Here is a 19,778-nt window from a genome sequence, read left to right on the forward strand (position 1 = left end):
TCAGGGCGTGAAGGTCGCGCGCGACTCCATGTGGGCGTCGACGTCGTCGTCGGTGAAGTAGAGCGGGGGGGCGTTGTTGCGGCGCCAGTGCTCGACTTCGTCGGCGTGGTGGGGGCTCTCGGGGTCGAAGGCCTGGCCGCCGGGGATGGCGTTCCAGGCGCGCGGGCCGTCGGGGGTCATCTCCACGACCATGCGCTGCACGGGGCCGCTGCCGAAGGTGAAGTTGCCGTTGGTCCACATGCCGAAGTTCGAGGCGTCGACGCCGAAGTTGTCGCCGGGCCGGGGGAAGCCGCCGGGGAAGGCGGGGTCGTCGGCAGGGGGGACGTCGACGGCGCTCGTGCCGGAGATGTCCGGGACCAGGGAGGTGAGGCGCACGGTGTGGAGCTTGCCCCAGGTCCACTGAGAGGCGTCGTCGCCGAGGGTGCCGCGGAGGGTGGCGATGCCCTGGAGGGCGGCGCGGGCGATGCGCTCGTGGCGGGTCTCGGTGACGCCGGCGGTGGAGACGTCGTCCCAGAGGACGGTGTCGCTCACGCCGTCATAGGTGACGAGGCGCTCGGGGGTGAGGAGGGCCCACTGGAGGGTCTTGGCGATGGCGCCAGAGCCAGGTCGGGAGCCGATGGCGGTGGACTCGTCGCCGAAGGCGAGCTGGGCGAGCTGGGTGATGGTGGCGTTGAAGAGGGAGGTGGCGATGGCGTCGTTCACCTCGGCGGCCCCCGGGGCGCCGTCGCCGATGTCGACGCCGGTCGCGGTCTCGAACGACCAGGCGCCGAGGCGGGCCACGACGTCGTCGAGGAGGTCGAGGTCGGCGGCGGGGGTGGCGGCGACGAGGTCGGCGAGGTCGGCGTGGGTGCCCGGGGTGGCCCGCTCTTCGGCGACGCGTTCGAGGCTGGCGATGAGGGCCGGGGTGAGGTGGCGGCCGAGGGGGGACTGGTGGTCGGCCTGGATGGACATCATGTCCTCGGGGGTGACGCCGCCCGCAGTGGTGAGCTGGTCGAGGCGCTCGGTGATGCGGGCGACGCGGTGGCCGATGTCGTAGTCCCAGCCGACATAATAGGGGTCGTTGAAGGGGTTGCCGTCGAGGGTGGCGCCGACGAGGTCGTTGTTGGCGGTGGCGATGAAGCCGCGCGCAGGGTTGAGGTCGTGGGGGAGGTGGCTGTCATCGAGGTCGCCGGTCCACTCGGCGCTGCCGTCGCCCGGCAGGACCATGAAGGGGGCGACGCCGGTCTGGGTCTCGGGGTCGTAGGTCATCGCCTCGGCGGGGCGCACCGGGACGCGGGCCTGGGTGGACCAGAAGATCTCGCCCTGGGTGGTGGTGATGACGAAGCTCTGGGCGCCGACCTCGAAGTGGTCGATGGCGGCCTTGGCGTCGTCGAGGTCCTTGGCGACGTTGAGGCCGAAGAAGGCGCGGACCTCGTAGGAGGGTTCGTCGCCGGTCCAGCGGACGCTGAGCGCGGTGTCCTCGGTGCGAGGGACGACCTTTCCGTCGACGATCTGGGGGACGATGACGCCGTGGTGGGGGACGTTCTCCAGGTGGAGGACGACGTCGTCTTCGCCGGAGACCTTGATGGTCTCGGTGATGATCTGGATGGGGACCTGGTTGCCGTTGAAGAGCACGGTGTCGGGGTCGTCGCCCGCGCCGGGGGTGATGGTCTCGGAGTAGACGTCGGTGACGTCGTGGCCGGCCGTGGTGACGCCCCAGGCGACGTGGTCGTTGTAGCCGATGATGACGCCAGGGACGCCGACGAGGGAGAGGCCCTGCACGTTGAGGTCGCCGCCTGCGCGCGTGGTGTTGAGGTGCGCGTACCAGAAGAGGGGCGGGCTCGGGAGGCTGAGGTGGGGGTCGTTGGCGATGATGGGGAAGCCGGAGGCGGTCTTCGCGCCGGAGACGATCCAGTTGTTGGAGCCGCGGGTCTCGTCGCCGAACCGTTCGAGGTGGCGCTTGGCAGCGTTCGCGAAGCCGAGGGAGCGCTGGAGGGCGCCGAGAGAGACGGGCTGCGGGGCAGGGGAAGGTCCGGGCGGGGGTGAGGGCTTGGCGCTGGTGCCGCCGTCGGTGCCGACGTTGGGGAAGCCGTCGCGGGTGAAGACGTCGCGGGCCGGATCCATGGACCAGAAGTCGCGGAAGATGCCTTCACGGGGGTCACCCGCAGGGTAGGCGGCAGCCGCAGCGGCGGCAGCGGCGGTGATCGCGATGTCGGTGTCGCCCTCGTACGAGAGGGAGCTGGAGAGGTAGCGACCGATGGCCAGGGAGTCCTGCGGGGTCCAGTCGGTGAAGGCCTCCTTGTTGGGGAGGAGGAAGAGGTCGAGGAGGCCGGCGCCCCTGGGGAGCTTGGTGGTGCCGTCGCGGAGCTCCTGGATGTACACGTTCACACCGGCGGCGAAGGCGTCGAGGGCGACGCGGGTGGGCTCGGTGGGCTCCATGCCGTCGTAGATGCGGTTGGCGACGCGCTGGTAGCCGATGACGCGGGCGGCGATGTCGGCTTCGAGCGCGTCGGGGGAGAGGGTGCCGAGGAACTCGGCGAGACGTCCGGTGACGTTGCGGCGGACGAACTCCATCATCGGGAAGCGGTCGCGGGCCATGAGGTAGCCCTCGACCATGGCCACGTCGTGGAGCGAGGCGCCGTAGATGTGCGGCATGCCGCGGTCGTCCACGGTGACGTCCACCTGCGCTTCGAGGCCCGGGAGGGACATGTCGCCCTCCTCGGTGTTGGTGTCTGTCTGGTTGGTGGTGGATGCCGAGGGGCCGGGATCATCGTCGCCGTCGCAGCCAGGGGCGGCGAGGAGGCCGAGGGCGATGAGGCCGAGGGAAGCGAGGAGCGGGACGCGGCGCATGGAACCTCCGTGAAAACGGCGGTGACCCTAACACGGGGCTCCAGGCATGGGAGCGGTCGAGCACGGTGGCGCGGGGGTGTACTGCATGGCGCGCAGCGTCGGAGATGGAGCAGGCCTGCGGTGAGAGGGGCGTGGATCGAGGTTCCGGAGGCGGCTGCTTTGTGCGACATCTGATCGGGTCATGGCGGATGTTCTTCCTCGTGGGGTGGACGTGCGGGCGCTCCTGCCGATCGCGCTGGGGCTCTATGCGACATACGAGGACGAGCTGGGGCAGGTGACGCTGGACCGGCTGCAGGCGTTCAAGCAGAAGGCGCGTCAGGCGGCGGCGAAGGATCCGATCGATTCGCTGCTGGCGATGGCGCTGATCGGGGCGACGCTGATGCACGCGGCGGAGAAGGACCACAACCCGCGTTGCCGGACGTTCATGGACGCGCTGACGTTCGTCACGACCAGCCTGTCGGTGGGATACGACAACAAGTTCCCGGTGACGGACGTGGGGAAGGCGGTGGGGTCGTTCGTGCAGGTGTTCGGGCCGTCGCTGGCCGCCGCGGCGCTGCAGCCGCCGAACGCAGAGCTGCGGGTCCAGGAGGACCGGGAGGTGAACCGGGCGATGCTGGCGCGGCTCGACGCGATCCTGGAAGCGCTGAAGAACCGGCCCGAGGGGCGCTAGGAGCCCTTCGGCCAGGACTGCGACTGCGACGGTTGCGACTGCGGCTGCGGCTGTGAGAGGCGCAGGGCGTAGGCGTCGCTGCGGGGCTGGGCGGGGCTCGCGGGAGGGGAGGGGCGGGCGACGTGGCCGAGGAGGTCGCGGCCGATGCCGTCGCAGATGATGGCGGTCTCCTCGACGACGTAGGTGAGCATGCCGTGGAGCCGGGTGAGGTCGAGGTGGCCGAGCGCCTTGTCGGTGACCCACTGCACGAGGCCCTGGAGGCGGTCGAGGGTGGCGCCGCCCGGGAGGGTCTGGTGCTCCGGGGGGCGGATGTCGGCGAGCCGCATGTACGAGGCGTGGGCGCAGTGGCGGAGGGAGCGCGGGAAGCGCGGCTCGAACATGAGGAAGCTCGCGACGGCCTCGCCAGCGACGCGGCCCTGGTTCACCTTCATGAAGGGCTCGACGCCGGAGCAGGCGCGGAGGAGGGAGAGCCAGAGCGCCGTCTCGACGACCTGGTGGCCGGCAGCGATGGCGGGGAGCGCGTTGCGGGCGGTAGCGGCGGCCTCGGCGAAGGCGAGGTGGTGCACGTCGAGGGTGCGCGCGGTCTGGCCCATGCGTTCGAGGAGGACGCCGAGCCAGATGAAGTCGAGGGGGGTGTCGTGGAGCATGGTGCTCTGGGTGAGGCCGAGCGCGAGCTGCACGAGTTGACGGACGCGGCGGTAGAAGCCGTGGCGATGCACGGACCACCCGGTGACGGCCGCGTCGCTCGCGATCCAGAGGTGCAGCTCGTTGACGGTCTCCCAGACCTCGAGGCTGACGACCTCGCGGATGGAGCGGGCATTGTCGCGGGCGGCGGCGATGGAGCGGCGCAGGCTGGCGATGTTGTCGTCGTCGAAGCAGAGGTAGCGCTGGACGATCTCGCCGTCCCCTGCGGCCGCCTTGCCGTGCTGGCCGACGAAGTTCGGCTCCTGTCCGAAGGCGGCGAGGACGGGGCGCCAGTGCTCGGGGGGGGTGAGCTCGGCGTCGAGGACGAGGTGCTGGGTGACCGCGAGGACACGGGCCATGCTCTCGGCGCGTTCGAGGTAGCGCCCGAACCAGAAGCAGTGATCGGCAACGCGCGAGATCATGGGCGTCCCTCCGGGGCGTCTTTGAGCACCCAGGTGTCCTTGGATCCCCCACCCTGGCTGGAGTTGACGACGTACGAGCCAGGGCGGAGCGCCACGCGGGTGAGGCCGCCGGGGAGCACCCAGGGGCCGTCACGGCCGGTGAGCACGTAGGGGCGGAGGTCGACGCGGCGCGGGGAGGTCTGCGCGCCGGCAGGGTCCCAGGTGGGGGCGGCGCTGAGCTCGATGCGGGGCTGGGCGATGTAGCGGCGCGGGGCCTGCTCGATGCGGGCGCGGAACTCGTCGCGCTCGATGGCGGTGCTCTCGGGGCCCATGAGCATGCCGTAGCCGCCCGCCTCGTCGACGGCCTTCACGACGAGTTCGTGGAGGTGGTCGAGGACGTAGCGGCGGTCGTCGTCGCGGGCGCAGACCCAGGTGGGGACCTGCTGGAGGATGGGCTCCTCGCCGAGGTAGTAGCGGACCATGGCGGGGACGAAGGCGTAGACGGCCTTGTCGTCGGCGACGCCGTTGCCGGGGGCGTTGGCGAGGGTGACGTTGCCGGCGGCGTAGGCGCGCATGAGGCCGGGGACGCCGAGCATGCTGTCGGGCCGGAAGACCTCGGGGTCGAGGAAGGCCTCGTCGGTGCGGCGGTAGATGACGTGGACGCGGCGGGGGCCTCGCGTGGTGCGCACGAAGACGCAGTCCTGGTCGACGAAGAGGTCCGCGGCCTGGACCAGCTCGAGGCCCATGGTGCGCGCGAGGAAGCTGTGCTCGAAGTAGGCAGAGTTGTACGGGCCCGGGGTGAGCAGGACGGCGGAGGTGGTGCTCGCCGGGGCAGGGGAGACGGAGCGGAGGGTCTCGGCGAGGCGGCTCGGGTAGTCGTCGACGCGGTGGACGCGGGACTGGTCGAGCAGGTGGGGGACGGCGCGCTTGGTGATGAGGCGGTTCTCCAGCACGTAGGAGACGCCCGAAGGGGTGCGCAGGTTGTCTTCGAGGACGCGGAAGCCGCCCTGGGGATCGCGGATGAGATCGATGCCCGCGATGTGGATGCGCACGCCGCCCGGGGGGCGGAGGCCCTGGAGGCGGGGGAGGTAGTGGGCAGCGCCGAGGACCAGCTCGCGGGGGATGAGGCCCTCGGCGAGGATGCGCTGGTCGCCGTAGACGTCGTCGAGGAACAGGCTGAGGGCGCGCACGCGCTGGGTGATGCCGCGGTCGAGGTGGTTCCAGTCGGAGGCCGCGATGAGGCGGGGGATGAGGCAGAAGGGGAAGATCTTCTCGAGCTGGCCGCCCTTGCCTCCATCGCCGCGCGTGTCGTCAGCGACGCCGCTGGCGCTCTTGCCGCGGCCGTCGGCGTAGACCGAGAAGGTGACCCCCTGGTTCAGGAGGGCCAGCTCGGCGAGCTGCTGGGCGTGGGCGAACTCCTTCCCGCTCATGGCGGCGAGGATCTCGACGACCCGGCGGAACTCGGGGCGCGGTGTCCCGTCGCTCAGGAACAGCTCGTCATAGGCGCCGGGGAGCGCGTTGTAGCCCTGGAACAAGCCGACTTCAGAAGCCTCCGTAGACACTGTGCGTCAAAGTAACGCCGACAGCGGCCCGAGGTCCATAGCTAGTGCCCCACGTGCCGTGCCTCACGACGGCTCGCGGCGCGCCCCGGTGGTGGCCTCGTGGTAGGCGCGGGCCACGTCCGCCTCGTCGAGGAAGCCGACGATGCGGCCCTCGGCGTCGAGGACGACGAGCTCACGCACTTCATGCTCGAGCAGCGCTTGCAGGGCGCGGTGAAGGTCCTCGGTGTCGGCGACGGCGGCGGGGGCGTCCATCATGTCGTGGGCGATGGCGACGTCGCTGATCTCGGGGCTCATCGCGGCGGTGCGCAGGATGTCGGCGTCGATGGTGCCGATCACCTTGCCGGCCTCGTCGAGCACCGGGAAGGTGTCCTGCCACTCGCAAGCCGCGATCCGCGAGACGATGCTGGCGCCCTTGGTGCGGGCGTCGAACACCACGAAGGGGCGGTTCTTCACGACGATCTCGCCGACGCGGATGCCGCGGAGCACGTCGTTGATGAGGTCGTCGCGGTGGGCCGGCGAGTCCCGGCGGGTGGGGACCTGGGCGCGGTAGAGCGAGCGGTGCCGGAGGGCGGCGAAGGCGATGCCTTCGCAGAGCATGAGGGGGACGAGCAGGTCGTAGCTGCCGGCGAGCTCGCAGACCATGACCAGCGCCGCGATGGGGACGTGGGCGATGCCGCCGTAGAGGGCGCCCATGCCCACCAGGGCGAAGGCGCCGGGGTCGATGCGGGGGTCCTGGATGAGGATCTCGGCAGCGCGGCCGAAGGCGCCGCCAGCGAGCGCGCCGATCACCAGGGAGGGGCCGAAGTCGCCCGCGCTGCCGCCGGAGCCGACGGTGAGCGAGGTGGCGAGGATCTTCATGCCGAGCAGGAGGAGCAGGAGCTCGACGCCTGCCCAGCCCGCGGGCAACCAGCTCGCGCCGCTGATCGCCACCTGCGCGGCTCCGTAGCCGGCGCCGAGCAGGCCGAAGCCCTGACCGGGGTGCCCGGAGCTCGATCCGAGCAGGATGAGGATCGGGGTGACGAAGAGGCCGAGGGCGAGGCCGCCGAGCGCCGGCTTGGCCCAGGGCGGGAGGCGGATGCGCTGGAAGAGGCGCTCGGTGTTGTGGAGGACCGACACGTACGCCACGGCGATGACCGAGAGGAGCACGGCGAACAGGGCGTAGAGCGGCAGGTGCGAGGGGATGAACGGGTAGCGCGGGGCGTGGGTGAAGAGGGTGGATTCGCCGAAGAAATAGATGAAGACCGAGTAGGAGACGACGCTCGCGAGGATGGACGGGACGAGCGCGTCCGACTCGAAGTCGTCGCGGTGGAGCACCTCCACCACGAGCAAGGCAGCGCCGAGGGGAGTGCGGAACATGGCCGACATTCCGGCCGCGGCGCCGGCGATGAGCAGGATGCGGCGCTCGCGGGGGCCGACGCGGAGGGCGCGCGCGAGCAGGGAGCCGATGCCACCGCCGATCTGCATGGTGGGGCCCTCGCGTCCTCCCGAGCCGCCCGAGGCGAGCGTGAAGAACGAGGCGAGGGCTTTGACGAGGGGCACCCTGCGCCGGAAGACGCCGCCGCGGTGGTGGAAAGCGTCGATGAGGGCGTCGGCGCCGCCGCCGCGGGCCTCGGGGGCGAGCTTGCTGGTGAGCAGGCCGCCGATGAGCGCGCCGATGGCAGGGATGAGGCAGATGAGCCAGGGGCGCAGCTCGGTGCGGTGGTAGCCGGGGAGCACGGCTTCGCCATGCGCGCGGAGCGGTTGGTAGCCGGTGAGGCCTTCCAGGATGTGGCGTTCGCCCAGCTCGAGCGCGGCGAAGAAGAGGGAACCAGCAAGGCCGGCAGCGGCGCCGACGAGGCCGGCGTGCAGGAGCACGCGCCCGAGGTCCTGGAACGCGAGGATGCCTCGGGGTCTCGGGATGGGCGTGGCGGGGAGCGGGGTGCGCAGGGCGCGTCGTGCTGGAGGTGCCTCGCGCGGCGTCGTCATTGGAAGCAGATCGTGAAGGTCGGCGCCGGCCTGGCGCGGTGATCCCGATCCGTAGCGCGGAAAGGCGACGCAGGGCAGACGGAAGCAGAGGTCGATGGGCCATTTCCACCGGCAAGCCCCTTGCGAACTCGAAGTGCGGGCTCCAGAACCCCACCGGAGGATCCGGAACCATCGGGGATCCTCGGGGCATCACCGGTTGAGCCGGGCAGGGGAGTGGTAGAGGCATGCACACCATGGGCGAAGCGAGGGTCGTGATCGGCGACGACATGGTCGAGATGAGCGACGAGTCCGTCGAGACGACCGACGATGTGGTGGTCTCGACGCGCGAGATGGTGCAGGCCGTGGTGACACCCGAGGTCGCTGCCGACGCGCTGCAAGAGTCGTTCGGAGCGCTCGTCGATGCGGATTACCTGCCAGGCAAGACGGGCTTCCGCGACGTGCTCTGCGGCAAGTTCGAGCTCTCCGAGATCGAGGCGGAGGAGCTTGTCGACGCTCTGGAAGCGCTCGGATACGTGCGCTTCATTTCGTCGGACGACGGGCTCGGCTGGTGCATCTCGCGCGCTGATTCGGGCCCCTGATCACCCCCCTGAGAAGCGCGCTGTAGGCGCCGCGATTCTCCTGGTTGCGCTCGATGATTCTGGGCTACGCTCGTTCGTCATGGGTGCGGGGAGTGCAGTCCCGGGGATGATTGACCGGGCGGATCCGCTCGTGCTCCTCGTGGGGTGCTCCGAGGGTCTCGTCGCCATGTGGCGCGAGGCAGGAGGGCGCCTGTCGGTCGCCGTGCAGGAGTGGGAGCCCGGGACGCTCCGTACGGGGGCCCTGCGGCGCCCCTTCGCCGTGGTGGTGATGGATGACCGTTACCGCGCCGAGCCCACGGCGTTCGATGCACTCACCCGCGAGGGACCGACGTCACTCGTGCGGCTCGAAGATGGGGATCTGATCCGGCAGGAAGACCAGCAGCTCCTCGCAGAGGCAGTGCTGCAGGCGGCGTACGAGATGACGGCGCCCGGAGCCACGGCGTCGTTGCCGGGCTGAAGCGCGCCTGGTGAAGCTGAGCCGGCTGGCGGTATTTGCCGGGCTGAGCGGCGGACCCCGGGCGGCATGGCTGCGCCCGGGGCTCGCCCGGTGGCCTCAGGGCTTCCGCTTCATGCCGGGCAGGTAAGCCTTCTCGGGCGGCGGCTCGAGGTACTCGATGGTCTCGGCCGTCATGATCCCGTACTTGGGATCGGCGGCTGCACCGCTCGACGATTTGCTGAACGTCACGCCGTAGTTGCCGGTGACCTTCACCTTGGCGCCGATGTTCGGCACGGGGTTCGGGACCTTCACGCCCCAGAACTCGTCGTCCACGGCGACCTCGCCCTCCTTGCCGCTGGGCGCGCGGTCGATCGCCTCGATGATCGTGAAGAGCTGGGCGAAGTTCGAGGCGAAGCCCATGACCTGGATCATGTCCTTGGTCTCGCCCTTCTCGTCGGCGATGGCGAACATGGGGACCGCGGCCTTGCAGTCCGGCGGATCGGCCTTGCCGGTCTTGTGGATGGAGCAGGCAGGGGCCTCCGCGAAGTTGGTCTTCACGATGTAGCCGACCAGCGAGATCTTCTTGCCGTTGACGTCCTCGTTGTGGACGCGGCTCCGGAGGTCGTGGGTCGCGCCGTAGATGGTGTAGGCGTCCCCTTCCTTCTTCTTCTTCGTGGGCAGCGTGGGGACTGCCGGCAGCGTCGGCTTGCGGCCGCTGTGGGCAGGTTTCGCGGTGTACGGCTCGTCCTCCCCTCCGCATCCGGTGAGGCCTGCGACGATAACGGCGGCGGTGAGGAGTCGACCGATACGGAGCTTCATCACATCTCCCTGAGCGGCAAAAGGGCGGGCCCTGGATCCGGCCCACGGCTAACACGGGGTCGTGCAGGGCGTAAAGAGGGGATGGTTTACCGGCAAGGGAAGGCTGTCGTCCAGAACTCGGCAGCCCCTGATGAATCTGCGTCCAGGGTGGAGAACGCGCTCAGTCGAGGAAGGAACGACGCGGGGGGCTCGCCGAGAGGCCGCGGCGGTCGTCGTGAGGCATCAGGGGTTGCCGCTCGGGCATCACCGGACGTTCGTCTACATGGGCCGCCCGAGCACCAAAAGCAGTGCAGATGAACAGGTCCGCTCTTCGCGAACGGCCGTTCGATGCGTTACCCTCACGACCCCATGGCGGAGAACGTCCTGCGCGCAGATTACGATCTCACCAAAGTCCTCGTGATGATCCTGGCAGGTGGCGAGGGGCGTCGGCTCGGTCCGCTCACCTACGAGCGCGCCAAGCCTGCAGTTCCGTTCGGCGGTCGATACCGGATCATCGACATCGTGCTGTCGAACTTCGTCAACTCGGGTCTGCACAGGATCAAGGTGCTGACCCAGTACAAGAGTTCGTCGCTCGACGAGCACATCGCGCGCTCGTGGCGACTGTCGTCGATCCTCGATGCGTTCATCGAGACGGTCCCGGCGCAGCAGCGGACGGGGAAGAGCTGGTTCAAGGGCTCCGCCGACGCGGTCTACCAGACGCAGAACGTCGTCACCGACGAGTCGCCGGAGCAGGTGTGCATCTTCGGCGGTGACCACGTCTACAAGATGGATGTGCGGCAGATGCTCCAGGCGCACCTGGCGCGGAACGCCGAGGTGACGGTGGCCGCGATCCCGGTGACCAAGGAGGAGGCCCGGTCGTTCGGGGTGATCGAGGTCGACGAGCAGGGGCGCATCGTCGCGTTCCACGAGAAGGTCCAGGACCCGCCGGAAATCCCCGGCAGGCCGGGGATGTGCCTCGCCTCGATGGGCAACTACATCTTCCGGACCCGCGCGCTGCTCGACGTGCTCGAAGCCGACGCGGCGAGCGAGACGAGCGCCCACGACTTCGGCAAGGACGTCATCCCGCGCCTGGTGAGCGGTGGTCGGGTGTTCGTCTACGACTTCCACAAGAACCGCGTGCCCGGGGAGGAAGGGCTCGGCTACTGGCGCGACATCGGGACCATCGACGCCTACTGGGCCGCGCAGATGGACCTCGTGAGCATCCAGCCGGCGTTCAACTTCTACAACAAGGACTGGCCCATCCGGACCGGCATCAGCCACGACGCGCCCGCCAAGTTCGTGTTCCGCGACGAGGCCAATGCGCGCGTCGGCATCGCGACCGAGAGCCTGGTGTCGCTCGGGTGCATCATCTCCGGTGGGCGCATCCATCGGAGTGTGCTGTCGAACCGGGTCAGGGTGAACTCGTTCTCTCACATCGAGGAGTGCGTCCTGTTCGAGGACGTGAAGATTGGCCGCCACGTGAAGCTCCGGCGCTGCATCGTCGACAAGGACGTGGAGATCCCGCCTGGAACGGAGATCGGCTTCAACCTCGAGGAGGACAAGAAGAAGTGGTACGTGAGCGACGGTGGCATCGTGGTCATCCCCAAGCGGGCGAAGATCGAGTCGCCGTAGTGTCTGCGGAGAAATGCCTCTACGATGGCGTGAGCCGCATTTCGGGACGAGGTCCCGGTGAAGGGGTAGCGATCAAGGGGAGAGCAAGGGCGTAAGCCCCCATGTGCAAAGATGCCACGCACCATCATCGTCGGAGACGTCCACGGCTGTCGGGACGAGCTGGCCGCGCTGCTCGAGCACATCGGGCTGGTCACATCCGACCGGGTGGTGATGGTCGGCGACCTGGTGGTGAGGGGACCTGACCCGTGCGGCACGCTCGATCTGCTCCGGGAGGTAGGGGCCATCTCGGTGCGCGGCAACCACGAGGACCGGCTGCTCCGGTGGCACGCTGGCAAGGGAGACCCTCGGGGCGAGCCTCTCGGTGAGATGTCGAAGGTGACGGCGCGGCTCCTGCGCAAGCGCGACTGGGCGTGGCTCGAAACGCTGCCCTACTGGATCGACCTCCCCGAGCAGGGCATCCGGGTGGTTCACGCCGGCGTGGTGCCCGGGCTGCCCATCGAGCGCCAGGATCCGCACACCTTGATGTACGTGCGCTGCCTGGGCCGCTACGGCGAGCCGGTGGAGCGTCGGGGTGGGAAGCAGCTCTGGGGAGAGGCCTACATGGGGCCGCCGCACCTGGTGTTTGGCCACAATGCGAAGCCCGAGCCGCAGCTTCACCCGTGGGCGACAGGCGTCGACACGGGCGCCGTGTACGGGGGCCGGTTGACCGCGATGGTGCTGCGCGAGGGTGAGCCTGTTCCGCCGCCTGCGTCCCGGCTCGACGTGCTCGTCTCGGTGCCGTCGCGCCGCCGGTATTGCGGCAAAATATGATGTGTATCTAGGCTACGCGCCGCATGAGCGTCGAGTCGGAGCCGCGGTATCCCTTCGTGATCGTTGATGTGTCCGCCGAGGAGTCGGACGAGCTGGCTGCCACGCTGTTCGAGCTGGGAGCGTCGGGCGTGGAGGAGCGCGATGACCAGACGCTGCTGCGCGGGGCAGGGGCAGGTCGGGTGACCCTCGTGGCGAGCTTCTCCGACCGCGCCGAGGCCGAGGCTGCCGTGGAGGGGCTGCGCGAGATCGACGCCGCGCTCGCGCCGCGCATCGAGGAGGTGGTGGGCGATGCGTGGCGCGATGCCTGGAAGGAGCACTTCGCGCCGTTCGCGCTGACGCCCCGGATCACCGTGGCGCCGCCCTGGGTCGAGGCGCCGCAGGCGCCGGAGGGAGGACACGTGCTGTGGCTGGAGCCCGGGCGGGCCTTCGGCACGGGGCTGCACGCGACGACCTCGCTCGTGGCGGAGCTGCTCGACGCGCACGCGGAGCAGCTCGCGGGCAAGCCGCTGCTGGACGTGGGGACGGGGAGCGGCATCCTCGCCTTCGTGGCGCTCCTGCTCGGAGCGTCGCGCGCCGTGGCCGTGGACAACGATCCCGACGTGATCGAGGTGGTGCAGGAGAACGCCGCGCGGAACGGCCTCGAAGCGCGCGTCGAGGCGCGTGAGGCAACGAGCGAGGGCGTGAAGGAGGCGTTCCCCTGGGTCGTCGCGAACATCGAAGCGCGGGTGCTGCGCCCCATGGCGGAGGATCTGGGACGGCTGGTCGCACCGGGGGGGTGGCTGATCCTGTCAGGGATCCTGGAGAGCGAGCACGACGAGATCGTGGCGCGCTACGGAGAGCTGCCGCGAGGCCTCCGGCATGTGGAGACCCGGCGCCGGGGTGACGCTGCGTCGGCCGATACGGCCTGGGTGGCGATCCTCTTCGCAGGATGAGCTGGCGCTCCGGATGAAGCAGGCCCTGCTGCGCGTACCGCTCGCCCCGCTCTTCGCGGGGGTCGTGCCGCTCTCTCCGGAGACGGCGCGCTACGTGAGCCGCGTGCACCGCTTGCGGGAAGGCGAGCGGTTCCTGGCCTTCGATCCGGCGCAGGCCCTGGAGGGCGAGGCGACGCTGGTCGAGGTCGGCAAGGGGGCGCTGGCGGCGCGCATTGCGTCCGTTCATCCAGCCTCGCTGGTGCCGCGCCGACCCGTGACGCTGATCCAGTGCGTGGGCAAGGGAGACAAGGTGGACGCGGTGATCCGCGACGCGACCGAGCTGGGGGCCTCGCGGGTGATCGCTGCCCTGAGCGCGCGCTGCGTGGCGCGGCCACAGGCCGATCGGGGCGCGCGGTGGCGGCGGATCGCCGTGGAGGCGGCGCGGCAATGCGGTCGAGGGGACGTGCCGCGCGTGGAGGGGCCGCTACCCCTCGTCGATGCCCTCCACGCCGTCCACGGGGCCGCGGGGGCATGCCTGGATCCGCGCGGCGCGCTGTCCTTCGGGCGGTGGGTCGGCGAGGTGACGCGGGTCGGTGAGGTGATGCGGGAGGTGGCGCTCGTCGTCGGCCCGGAAGGCGGCTTCACGGACGAGGAGACCGCGGCCTGCGAAGACGCGGGGTTCGCTCGGGTGAAGCTCGGTTCCATGACGCTCAGGACCGAGACGGTCTGCGCTGCGGCGCTCGGAGCGCTCCTGGCCCTCACCGATGCCTGAGCCAAGCGACAGAGGGTGGTGCGCGTGAGCAAGGTTGGACAGAGCGTGGTGGCGCGTGACGGAGCGGAGCACGGCTCCTCCGGGGAGGCGCCTCGGGCCGGGCGTGGGGGCGCTGCGGAGGGAGGCACCGGTCGCCGACGCTGGCTCATGCTCGCCCTCCTCGCGGTGACGGCGCTCTCCGGGCTGGCGTGCGCGCAGAAGGAAGGATGGATCGGCCGACGCAGGCGCGCCTTCGAGGGCCTGGCCGCGGCCATCGGCGGCCCCATCGCGAAGCTCCAGCCCTTTCACGAGCGCATCGCCGCTGCCTCCGGCTCCGACGCGGTGTGGCTCGACGCGCGCTGGGAGGCCTGCCGTGAAGCAGCCCCCCACGCGGCAGCGCTCGCAGCGGCCACGCTGCCACCCGACGAGAAGGGCGAGCCGTTCGAGGTCGCAGAGGCCGTGAAGCGCGCCGCAGGGCGCTACCGGGACGGCATCGAGGCGTGCAGCAAGGCGGAAGCGGGCAAGGCGCCCTCGACGCCTTCCCCGGCGTGCCTGATCCGCTGCATGAACGGCTGGTCGGCGCTCGTGGAGACGACCGCGCACCTGCGTGAAGCGGCGAACTGGGTCGACGTGAAGATGGAGCCGCTCGGGCCACCGCGCCCCCTGCTCCAGCTACCCTGAGCAGGAGCCGCGGCGAGGCATACCGTCTCGCGTGGCCGCCTCGCGTGACCGCCTCGCGCCCATGCTTCCCGTGGCAGCGGTGCATGGACGCGGGCCGGGCGTCCGGGCGGGGATCAGCGCAGGTACGCGCCGCAGCGCACATCCTTGTCGGGAACGTCGGCTGCCTTGGCGGCTCCCTTGGGGAACGCCTTGCGATCGCAGAGCGCCGCGAAGATGTCGAGGATCTCCTGCGCCATCTCCTTGCCGGTGGTGCTCTTCACCTGCCGGCCCATCTTGGTCCCCGGCTGGCCGTTCAGGATCTTGGCCCAGTCCTCGTACGCCTTCTGCCGCGTGTGCGTGCCGAGCGAGAACTCGTCGTCGTCGAAGAGCATCGCCGTCCCGTCTGCCCCGTGGCAGCGGGCGCACCGCTCGCCGATGAGGCGCGCCCCGCGCGTGGCGTCGCCGCCTGCGTTCAGCGTGTAGCGCCCCGGGGAGGTGGTGGACAGGGTCCAGACCTGGTCCGGGTGCGGGAGCTTGCCGTCGCGCACGCCGATGACGAACGAGGTGAGCGAGCGCAGCTCGTCCTGAGAGAGCACCTTGCCGAGGCCAGGGGAGTCGGTGCTGCCCTTGTCGAACCACGCGAGCAGCTCGTCGAACGACTCCTTGCCCGCGAGCAGGTTCTTCGCGAGGACCTGCTTCTTGTTCTGGTACTTCGGCCCGGCGATCCCCTCGCTGCCGCGCAGATCCCACCCGAAGAGGTTCTTCAGCCGGTAGTCGTGGCCACTGGCGTTGGACCAGGGGGCGCCGTCGGCGCGCGGCAGCGAGCCGTTGCCGAAGGGGCCTCCGCGGCCGTCGATGGCGTCGGGGGTCTTCGCGCTGTCAGGCGTGAAGTCCTTGCCCGTGTACCAGCGGTCGAAGAGGCGTCCGCCCAGTGCATCGTCCACGGCTGCGGCCGGGGCTGGGCTCGGAGCCGGCTGCGCCGCGGGCGCGGTCGTCTCGGCCGCCGCAGGCGCAGCAGGCGTCGCAGGCACGGCGGCCGAGGGCTCCTGAGGGACGCTCGGCTCGGGGGCCGGCGCACCGCAGGCAGACAGGGCGCAGAGGGCTGCGAGGAGCACGCTGCGCCCACCACGCTTCACACCCGTATCAGCAAAGAGGGGGTTCACCTCCGCCGGACTAGTGAAGGGTCCAGGTGAAGTCAACACGGCGACCCTGCCGCACACATGGATGCCGACAGGGGTGGGGCGCGCTGTCTCAGGCCGGCTCGAGACCCGCGCCGACCAGGTAGGCGCGGGCGAGTTCGTCGTTGTCGTTGTCCGATGGGTGGAAGCTCGGCCGGATGTACTGGAGCAGCCCCCGCATCATCGTGCCTCGCACGAGGGAGCGCTGATCGCCGATGCCCGCCGCGCGGGCCCTCGCGCGCAGCGCGCGCAGCTCCCGCAGTGCGTCGATGGGCGTGAGGCCGTCCTGCTTCCAGAGCATCCACGTCGCGGCGCACCAGAAGCCGAAGAGGATCGCCGACGCCACGAGGAGCCCCGCCATGCGCACGGCGTAGCTGGGGTTCACCTGCTGGAGCGCGTCGAACGCCACGGCCTTGTGCTCGATCTCTTCGGCCGCGTGCCACAGGAGGAGGTCGCGCAGCGAAGGGTGGGCGTGCTCGAGCGCGCGTCGCCTCAGCACCGCCTCGGCGAGCATCGCGGTGTAGTGCTCGGCGGCGGCCGTCGCCGAGAGGGAGAGCACGGAGGGCGTGTGCTTCTCCAGGTAACGGATGGTGGCCTCGAAGACCTCCAGGAAGCGGTCGAACTCGTACCCCTGCGCGCGCATCGCCCCGAAGAACCGCTCGTGGGCGCCCGCGTGGCGCCCCTCCTGGCTGAAGAAGCCGCGCACCTGCTCCATGAGCGCCGGGTCGAGCCGCTCCTGGTGGCGGAGCACGCTGCGCACGAAGAAGCGCTCGCCGATGGGGAACAGGAGGTTCACCCCGTTGGCGATGCCGGTCGCCGCTGCGCACCCCGCGAACCAGGCTCGGGGGATGGCCTCGAAGTCCAGATCGACCTTGCGAGGCCTGATGGGATGCTGGTTCTCCATACGTACTGACCTCCGTTCAATAACTCTCACCGAGAAGTAGCGCGTTGTTGAACGAAGGTCAACAGACTGTCCTTGCCTCGAAAGCACAGTTTCCCTGAATGACGGGGCGGTTGGTCCACCGCTGCGCGGTCGAACGCTGTACTAAGGCCTCCCCTCATGTGCGCCGTCCGCCGCTCGACCTCATCTCCGAGGAAGAACGCCTCCGCGCGTGGCACCCGGGTGCGCCTCGAGCTCGACGAGCGCCGCGCCCAGCTCGTCGCGCTCGGGCTGGCCGCCTTTTACGAGCGCTCCTACGACGAGGTGTCCGTCGACGACGTGGCGCGCGCCGCCAGCGTCTCCAAGGGGCTCCTCTATCACTACTTCCCCACCAAGCGTGACTTCTACGCGGCCTGCTTGAGCGAGGCGGCGCGGCAGCTCCTCGAACAGACGGTGCGCGTGGGGGAAGACGTCCCGCCTCTCGAACGCGTCCGGCACGGCGTCGAGGCCTACCTCGATTACGTAGCGCGCCACGCGCGCGCCTACACCACCCTCTTCCGCGGGAGCATCGGCTCCGATCCCGACGTGGCGGCCATCATCGAGCAGACCCGGGTCACCTTCCTCGAACACCTGCTCCAGGGCGTGGACGACTCACCGTTCGCGCCCGTGCTGGGAAACGCTGCGGCCCTGCGCCTGGCGCTGCGCGGCTGGATCGGCCTCGCGGAGGCCACGAGCCTCGACTGGGTGGAGCGGCGCGAGCTGCCTCTCGCGGCCCTGCGCGACTTCCTCCTGGAGATGCTCCTCGCCACGCTGCGCGCGTCCGGGGCGCTGTCAGCGCCGCCCTGAAGCGTCGGAATCCCGCTTCACGCTCGCGCATCTGCCCGCCTCCGACGCGGGTTCGTGTATGCTGCCTCGGTAAGTTTAAGGAGGTCTCCGTGCATGCTATCTCGCACCGCTTTGGCTTGATCCTCGCGCTCCTTCTGGTGGGCGCGGTCCCCGCTTGCTCCGGCGACGACGGCTCCTCACAGCCCACCTCGACGAGCGGAGCGCAAGGCGGCGCGGGGGGTACGGGCGGCGCGGGAGGCGCAGGAGGTGCAGGGGGCCTCGGCGGCGCAGGGGGCCTCGGTGGCGCGGGCGGTGCCGGTGGCCTCGGCGGTGCTGGCGGCCAGGGTGGCGCGCTCGTCTGCGATCCGGGCTACGAGAACTGCGACGGCAACGCGGCCAACGGCTGCGAGGTGTCGCTCGCGGTGGACGCGCTCCACTGCGGTACGTGCGACAACGACTGCAACGGCGGCACCTGTGAGGCGGGCAACTGCGTCCTCACCGCAGTCTCGACCCTCATCACCATGCAGGACGAGCCGAGCTACCTCACCATCGGTGGCGGCTCACTCTTCTGGACCAACTTCGGCGACGACTCCGTGGCCACCTCGCTGCTCGACGGCACGGGCCTGACCGTGGTCGCTGCCGCGGAGTTGAACCCCGCCGGCATCGTCGCCGACGCGACCCACGTCTACTGGGTCAACCGCGGCCTGTCAGGCAACAACAACGGGTCCATCCGCGAGGCACCGGCCGATGGCAGCATGCCGCCCATCACCCTCGCCGAACCCCAGCCCTACCCGTTCGGGATCGCGCTCGACGACACCCACGTCTACTGGACGTTCCACGAGGGCAGCGGCGGCGTGAGGCGCGTCCTGAGGGGATCCATGGGCACGGGTACCATCGAGACCCTGGCCACGGGCGGCGTGCCCAACGGCATCGCCGTCGACGACACCCACGCCTACTGGGTCCTGCGCGACACGGGCGCCGTGCTGAGCGTGCAGAAGGATGGCCTGGGAGGGCAGCCGACCACGCTCGCCACCAACCAGGGCGAGGTGCGCGAGATCGCCGTCGACGCGACCCACGTCTACTGGACGACGAGCGCGACCGGCACCGTGAATCGGGTCCTCAAGGCCGGCGGCACCGTCGAAACGGTCGCGGTGGGCCAGGGCAACCCGAGGGTCATCGGCGTCGACGCGACCGGCCTGTACTGGGCCAACGCCGCGAGTGGCACTGTGATGCGCGCTTCGCCGGACGGCTTGGTCTACGCCCTGGCCGCGGGGCTCCAGTCGCCCTACGGCCTCGCGCTCGACGACACCCACGTGTACTGGACCAACCAGCTCGGCACGAACGGCACCATCCAGAGCACGCCCAAGCCGCTGATCGTCACGCCCTAGTCTCCAGACCGCTGCGGATCTGGCGAGAGTGCGTGATGCACCCGCTCTCGCCGCGCCAGCGGGAGTTCTCCGAAGATGTCGAACACCTGGATGGCGTCTTCCACCACGACCACGCTGATCCCCTGCCCCAGATAGTGGAACACCTGCTGCGAGCCATGACGCTCCCGCACCCAGACGTCGGGCTGCCCGAAGGTCTGCTTCACGCCGGCCGGGGAGCGCGTCAGGAAGCATGACGGCGGGAACCCCACCGAAGCGAGCCCCTCCGCGCCCTCCTGGTACGCGGTGACCTTGAAGAGCACCACGCGCCCCTCCTGGACGTAGATCTTCCAGAATGGCGGCCACCCTGGGGGGACGCTCTCGTAGACGAGCACCTCGTCGAAGCCGAGGACGAAGACCAGCTCCCGGTCCGGGTCATACCCGCTGTGTTGCCACAGATCCCGCTCCTCCCTCTCGGGCACCAGGCGCGCCTCGCGCCCGAGCAGGCTCCGGACCTCGTTCACGGACTGCCCCACATGGATCTCGCCCAGCGCCTGGATGATACGCTTCTGTCTGCCCCCGGTAGGCTCGGCGCTCGGAGAGGGCTGGGCCTCTTCGGCGCTGGCCTGGGCGTCGACCGGCAGCCCGGGGAGGGCGACGGTCACCACAGGCTCGCCCCGTGCCGGTCTGGCGGGCGCCCCGCAGGCGGATGGCATGGCCAGGAGTACCGCCACCATGAGCCAGACGCCCCACTGCCGCATGCGGCCACAGCGTACGCCACACCCGGGAAAGGGGGCAATCTCGGGGGAGATGTGCAGGTAACAGGCCACGAGTTTGGGTAGCG

General features: G+C 70.2%; 18 protein-coding genes. 10 read left to right on the forward strand and 8 right to left on the reverse strand.

Going from position 1 to position 19,778, the window contains the following annotated elements; genetic code table 11:
* Positions 1-2,829, reverse strand: coding sequence for a penicillin acylase family protein (locus tag CAP_RS08195; protein ID WP_044238186.1), 2,829 nt, complete (start codon positions 2,827-2,829; stop codon positions 1-3).
* 181 nt (positions 2,830-3,010) lie between these two features.
* Here CAP_RS08195 and CAP_RS08200 point away from each other — a divergent pair, with 181 nt between their 5' ends.
* Positions 3,011-3,499: a potassium channel family protein gene (locus CAP_RS08200; protein WP_156040598.1), complete on the forward strand. Its 489-nt coding sequence runs from the start codon at positions 3,011-3,013 to the stop codon at positions 3,497-3,499.
* On the opposite strand, the gene CAP_RS08205 is transcribed toward CAP_RS08200, so the two are convergent.
* The 3 genes from CAP_RS08205 to CAP_RS08215 all read right to left on the reverse strand — a co-directional run bounded on the left by CAP_RS08205 (position 3,496) and on the right by CAP_RS08215 (position 8,111).
* A complete protein-coding gene (locus CAP_RS08205) occupies positions 3,496-4,605 on the reverse strand; it encodes an alpha-E domain-containing protein (RefSeq protein WP_063748657.1) in 1,110 nt (369 codons plus the stop codon). The two genes, CAP_RS08200 and CAP_RS08205, sit on opposite strands and share 4 nt — an antisense overlap.
* Positions 4,602-6,014 (reverse strand): circularly permuted type 2 ATP-grasp protein, encoded by a 1,413-nt coding sequence (locus CAP_RS08210; RefSeq protein WP_231511232.1) that lies wholly within the window; start codon positions 6,012-6,014, stop codon positions 4,602-4,604. The genes CAP_RS08205 and CAP_RS08210 overlap by 4 nt, the downstream gene beginning before the upstream one ends.
* A gap of 195 nt (positions 6,015-6,209) precedes the next feature.
* Positions 6,210-8,111, reverse strand: a complete 1,902-nt coding sequence (locus CAP_RS08215) for a chloride channel protein (protein ID WP_044238193.1) — start codon at positions 8,109-8,111, stop codon at positions 6,210-6,212.
* Between the two features lie 233 nt (positions 8,112-8,344).
* Here CAP_RS08215 and CAP_RS08220 point away from each other — a divergent pair, with 233 nt between their 5' ends.
* Positions 8,345-8,689, forward strand: coding sequence for a hypothetical protein (locus CAP_RS08220; protein ID WP_156040599.1), 345 nt, complete (start codon positions 8,345-8,347; stop codon positions 8,687-8,689).
* 106 nt (positions 8,690-8,795) lie between these two features.
* Complete coding sequence (locus CAP_RS08225) at positions 8,796-9,146, forward strand: hypothetical protein (RefSeq protein WP_052374490.1); 351 nt, start codon at positions 8,796-8,798, stop codon at positions 9,144-9,146.
* A gap of 96 nt (positions 9,147-9,242) precedes the next feature.
* On the opposite strand, the gene CAP_RS08230 is transcribed toward CAP_RS08225, so the two are convergent.
* Positions 9,243-9,944 carry an NfeD family protein gene (locus tag CAP_RS08230; protein WP_044238198.1) on the reverse strand — a complete coding sequence of 234 codons (702 nt, stop codon included), beginning with the start codon at positions 9,942-9,944 and terminating at the stop codon, positions 9,243-9,245.
* A 348-nt stretch (positions 9,945-10,292) separates the two neighbouring features.
* Between CAP_RS08230 and glgC the strand changes: the two genes are divergently transcribed.
* From glgC to CAP_RS08255, 5 genes are all read left to right on the forward strand, one after another.
* Positions 10,293-11,555, forward strand: a complete 1,263-nt coding sequence (glgC, locus tag CAP_RS08235; protein WP_044238201.1) for a glucose-1-phosphate adenylyltransferase — start codon at positions 10,293-10,295, stop codon at positions 11,553-11,555.
* A gap of 111 nt (positions 11,556-11,666) precedes the next feature.
* Entirely contained in the window at positions 11,667-12,365 is a 699-nt protein-coding gene (locus tag CAP_RS08240; protein ID WP_044238204.1) for a metallophosphoesterase family protein, read from the forward strand.
* A gap of 23 nt (positions 12,366-12,388) precedes the next feature.
* On the forward strand, positions 12,389-13,297 hold the full coding sequence (locus CAP_RS08245) for a 50S ribosomal protein L11 methyltransferase (protein ID WP_044238206.1): 909 nt from the start codon (positions 12,389-12,391) through the stop codon (positions 13,295-13,297).
* Positions 13,298-13,310: 13 nt separating this feature from the next.
* Complete coding sequence (locus tag CAP_RS08250) at positions 13,311-14,048, forward strand: RsmE family RNA methyltransferase (protein ID WP_044238210.1); 738 nt, start codon at positions 13,311-13,313, stop codon at positions 14,046-14,048.
* A 24-nt stretch (positions 14,049-14,072) separates the two neighbouring features.
* A complete protein-coding gene (locus CAP_RS08255; protein ID WP_156040600.1) occupies positions 14,073-14,708 on the forward strand; it encodes a hypothetical protein in 636 nt (211 codons plus the stop codon).
* A gap of 113 nt (positions 14,709-14,821) precedes the next feature.
* On the opposite strand, the gene CAP_RS44000 is transcribed toward CAP_RS08255, so the two are convergent.
* Positions 14,822-15,850, reverse strand: coding sequence for a hypothetical protein (locus CAP_RS44000; RefSeq protein WP_197041070.1), 1,029 nt, complete (start codon positions 15,848-15,850; stop codon positions 14,822-14,824).
* A gap of 88 nt (positions 15,851-15,938) precedes the next feature.
* Positions 15,939-16,769 (reverse strand): metal-dependent hydrolase, encoded by an 831-nt coding sequence (locus CAP_RS08265; protein ID WP_044238214.1) that lies wholly within the window; start codon positions 16,767-16,769, stop codon positions 15,939-15,941.
* 156 nt (positions 16,770-16,925) lie between these two features.
* On the opposite strand from CAP_RS08265, the gene CAP_RS08270 reads away from it, so the two are divergent.
* Together CAP_RS08270 and CAP_RS08275 are read left to right on the forward strand one after the other, a co-directional pair.
* Positions 16,926-17,591, forward strand: a complete 666-nt coding sequence (locus CAP_RS08270) for a TetR/AcrR family transcriptional regulator (RefSeq protein ID WP_052374495.1) — start codon at positions 16,926-16,928, stop codon at positions 17,589-17,591.
* Between the two features lie 89 nt (positions 17,592-17,680).
* A complete protein-coding gene (locus tag CAP_RS08275; protein WP_044238216.1) occupies positions 17,681-18,958 on the forward strand; it encodes an NHL repeat-containing protein in 1,278 nt (425 codons plus the stop codon).
* Here the strand turns inward: CAP_RS08275 and CAP_RS08280 are convergent.
* Positions 18,955-19,695 (reverse strand): hypothetical protein, encoded by a 741-nt coding sequence (locus CAP_RS08280; RefSeq protein ID WP_044238218.1) that lies wholly within the window; start codon positions 19,693-19,695, stop codon positions 18,955-18,957. The genes CAP_RS08275 and CAP_RS08280 overlap by 4 nt on opposite strands.
* Positions 19,696-19,778 lie beyond the last annotated feature (83 nt).

This window comes from Chondromyces apiculatus DSM 436, assembly GCF_000601485.1.
Taxonomy (GTDB): domain Bacteria; phylum Myxococcota_A; class Polyangia; order Polyangiales; family Polyangiaceae; genus Chondromyces; species Chondromyces apiculatus.

What these genes read in the sequence shown, in the direction of transcription:
- CAP_RS08220 (WP_156040599.1), top strand. Translation starts at nt 8,345, where the DNA reads ATGGGCGAAGCGAGGGTCGTGATCGGCGACGACATGGTCGAGATGAGC.
- CAP_RS08210 (WP_231511232.1), bottom strand. Translation starts at nt 6,014, where the DNA reads ATGAGCGGGAAGGAGTTCGCCCACGCCCAGCAGCTCGCCGAGCTGGCC.
- CAP_RS08230 (WP_044238198.1), bottom strand. Translation starts at nt 9,944, where the DNA reads ATGAAGCTCCGTATCGGTCGACTCCTCACCGCCGCCGTTATCGTCGCA.
- CAP_RS08280 (WP_044238218.1), bottom strand. Translation starts at nt 19,695, where the DNA reads ATGCGGCAGTGGGGCGTCTGGCTCATGGTGGCGGTACTCCTGGCCATG.
- CAP_RS08270 (WP_052374495.1), top strand. Translation starts at nt 16,926, where the DNA reads ATGTGCGCCGTCCGCCGCTCGACCTCATCTCCGAGGAAGAACGCCTCC.
- CAP_RS08195 (WP_044238186.1), bottom strand. Translation starts at nt 2,829, where the DNA reads ATGCGCCGCGTCCCGCTCCTCGCTTCCCTCGGCCTCATCGCCCTCGGC.
- CAP_RS08225 (WP_052374490.1), top strand. Translation starts at nt 8,796, where the DNA reads ATGATTGACCGGGCGGATCCGCTCGTGCTCCTCGTGGGGTGCTCCGAG.
- CAP_RS08240 (WP_044238204.1), top strand. Translation starts at nt 11,667, where the DNA reads ATGCCACGCACCATCATCGTCGGAGACGTCCACGGCTGTCGGGACGAG.
- CAP_RS08265 (WP_044238214.1), bottom strand. Translation starts at nt 16,769, where the DNA reads ATGGAGAACCAGCATCCCATCAGGCCTCGCAAGGTCGATCTGGACTTC.
- CAP_RS08250 (WP_044238210.1), top strand. Translation starts at nt 13,311, where the DNA reads ATGAAGCAGGCCCTGCTGCGCGTACCGCTCGCCCCGCTCTTCGCGGGG.
- CAP_RS08200 (WP_156040598.1), top strand. Translation starts at nt 3,011, where the DNA reads ATGGCGGATGTTCTTCCTCGTGGGGTGGACGTGCGGGCGCTCCTGCCG.
- CAP_RS08245 (WP_044238206.1), top strand. Translation starts at nt 12,389, where the DNA reads ATGAGCGTCGAGTCGGAGCCGCGGTATCCCTTCGTGATCGTTGATGTG.
- glgC (WP_044238201.1), top strand. Translation starts at nt 10,293, where the DNA reads ATGGCGGAGAACGTCCTGCGCGCAGATTACGATCTCACCAAAGTCCTC.
- CAP_RS08215 (WP_044238193.1), bottom strand. Translation starts at nt 8,111, where the DNA reads ATGACGACGCCGCGCGAGGCACCTCCAGCACGACGCGCCCTGCGCACC.
- CAP_RS08205 (WP_063748657.1), bottom strand. Translation starts at nt 4,605, where the DNA reads ATGATCTCGCGCGTTGCCGATCACTGCTTCTGGTTCGGGCGCTACCTC.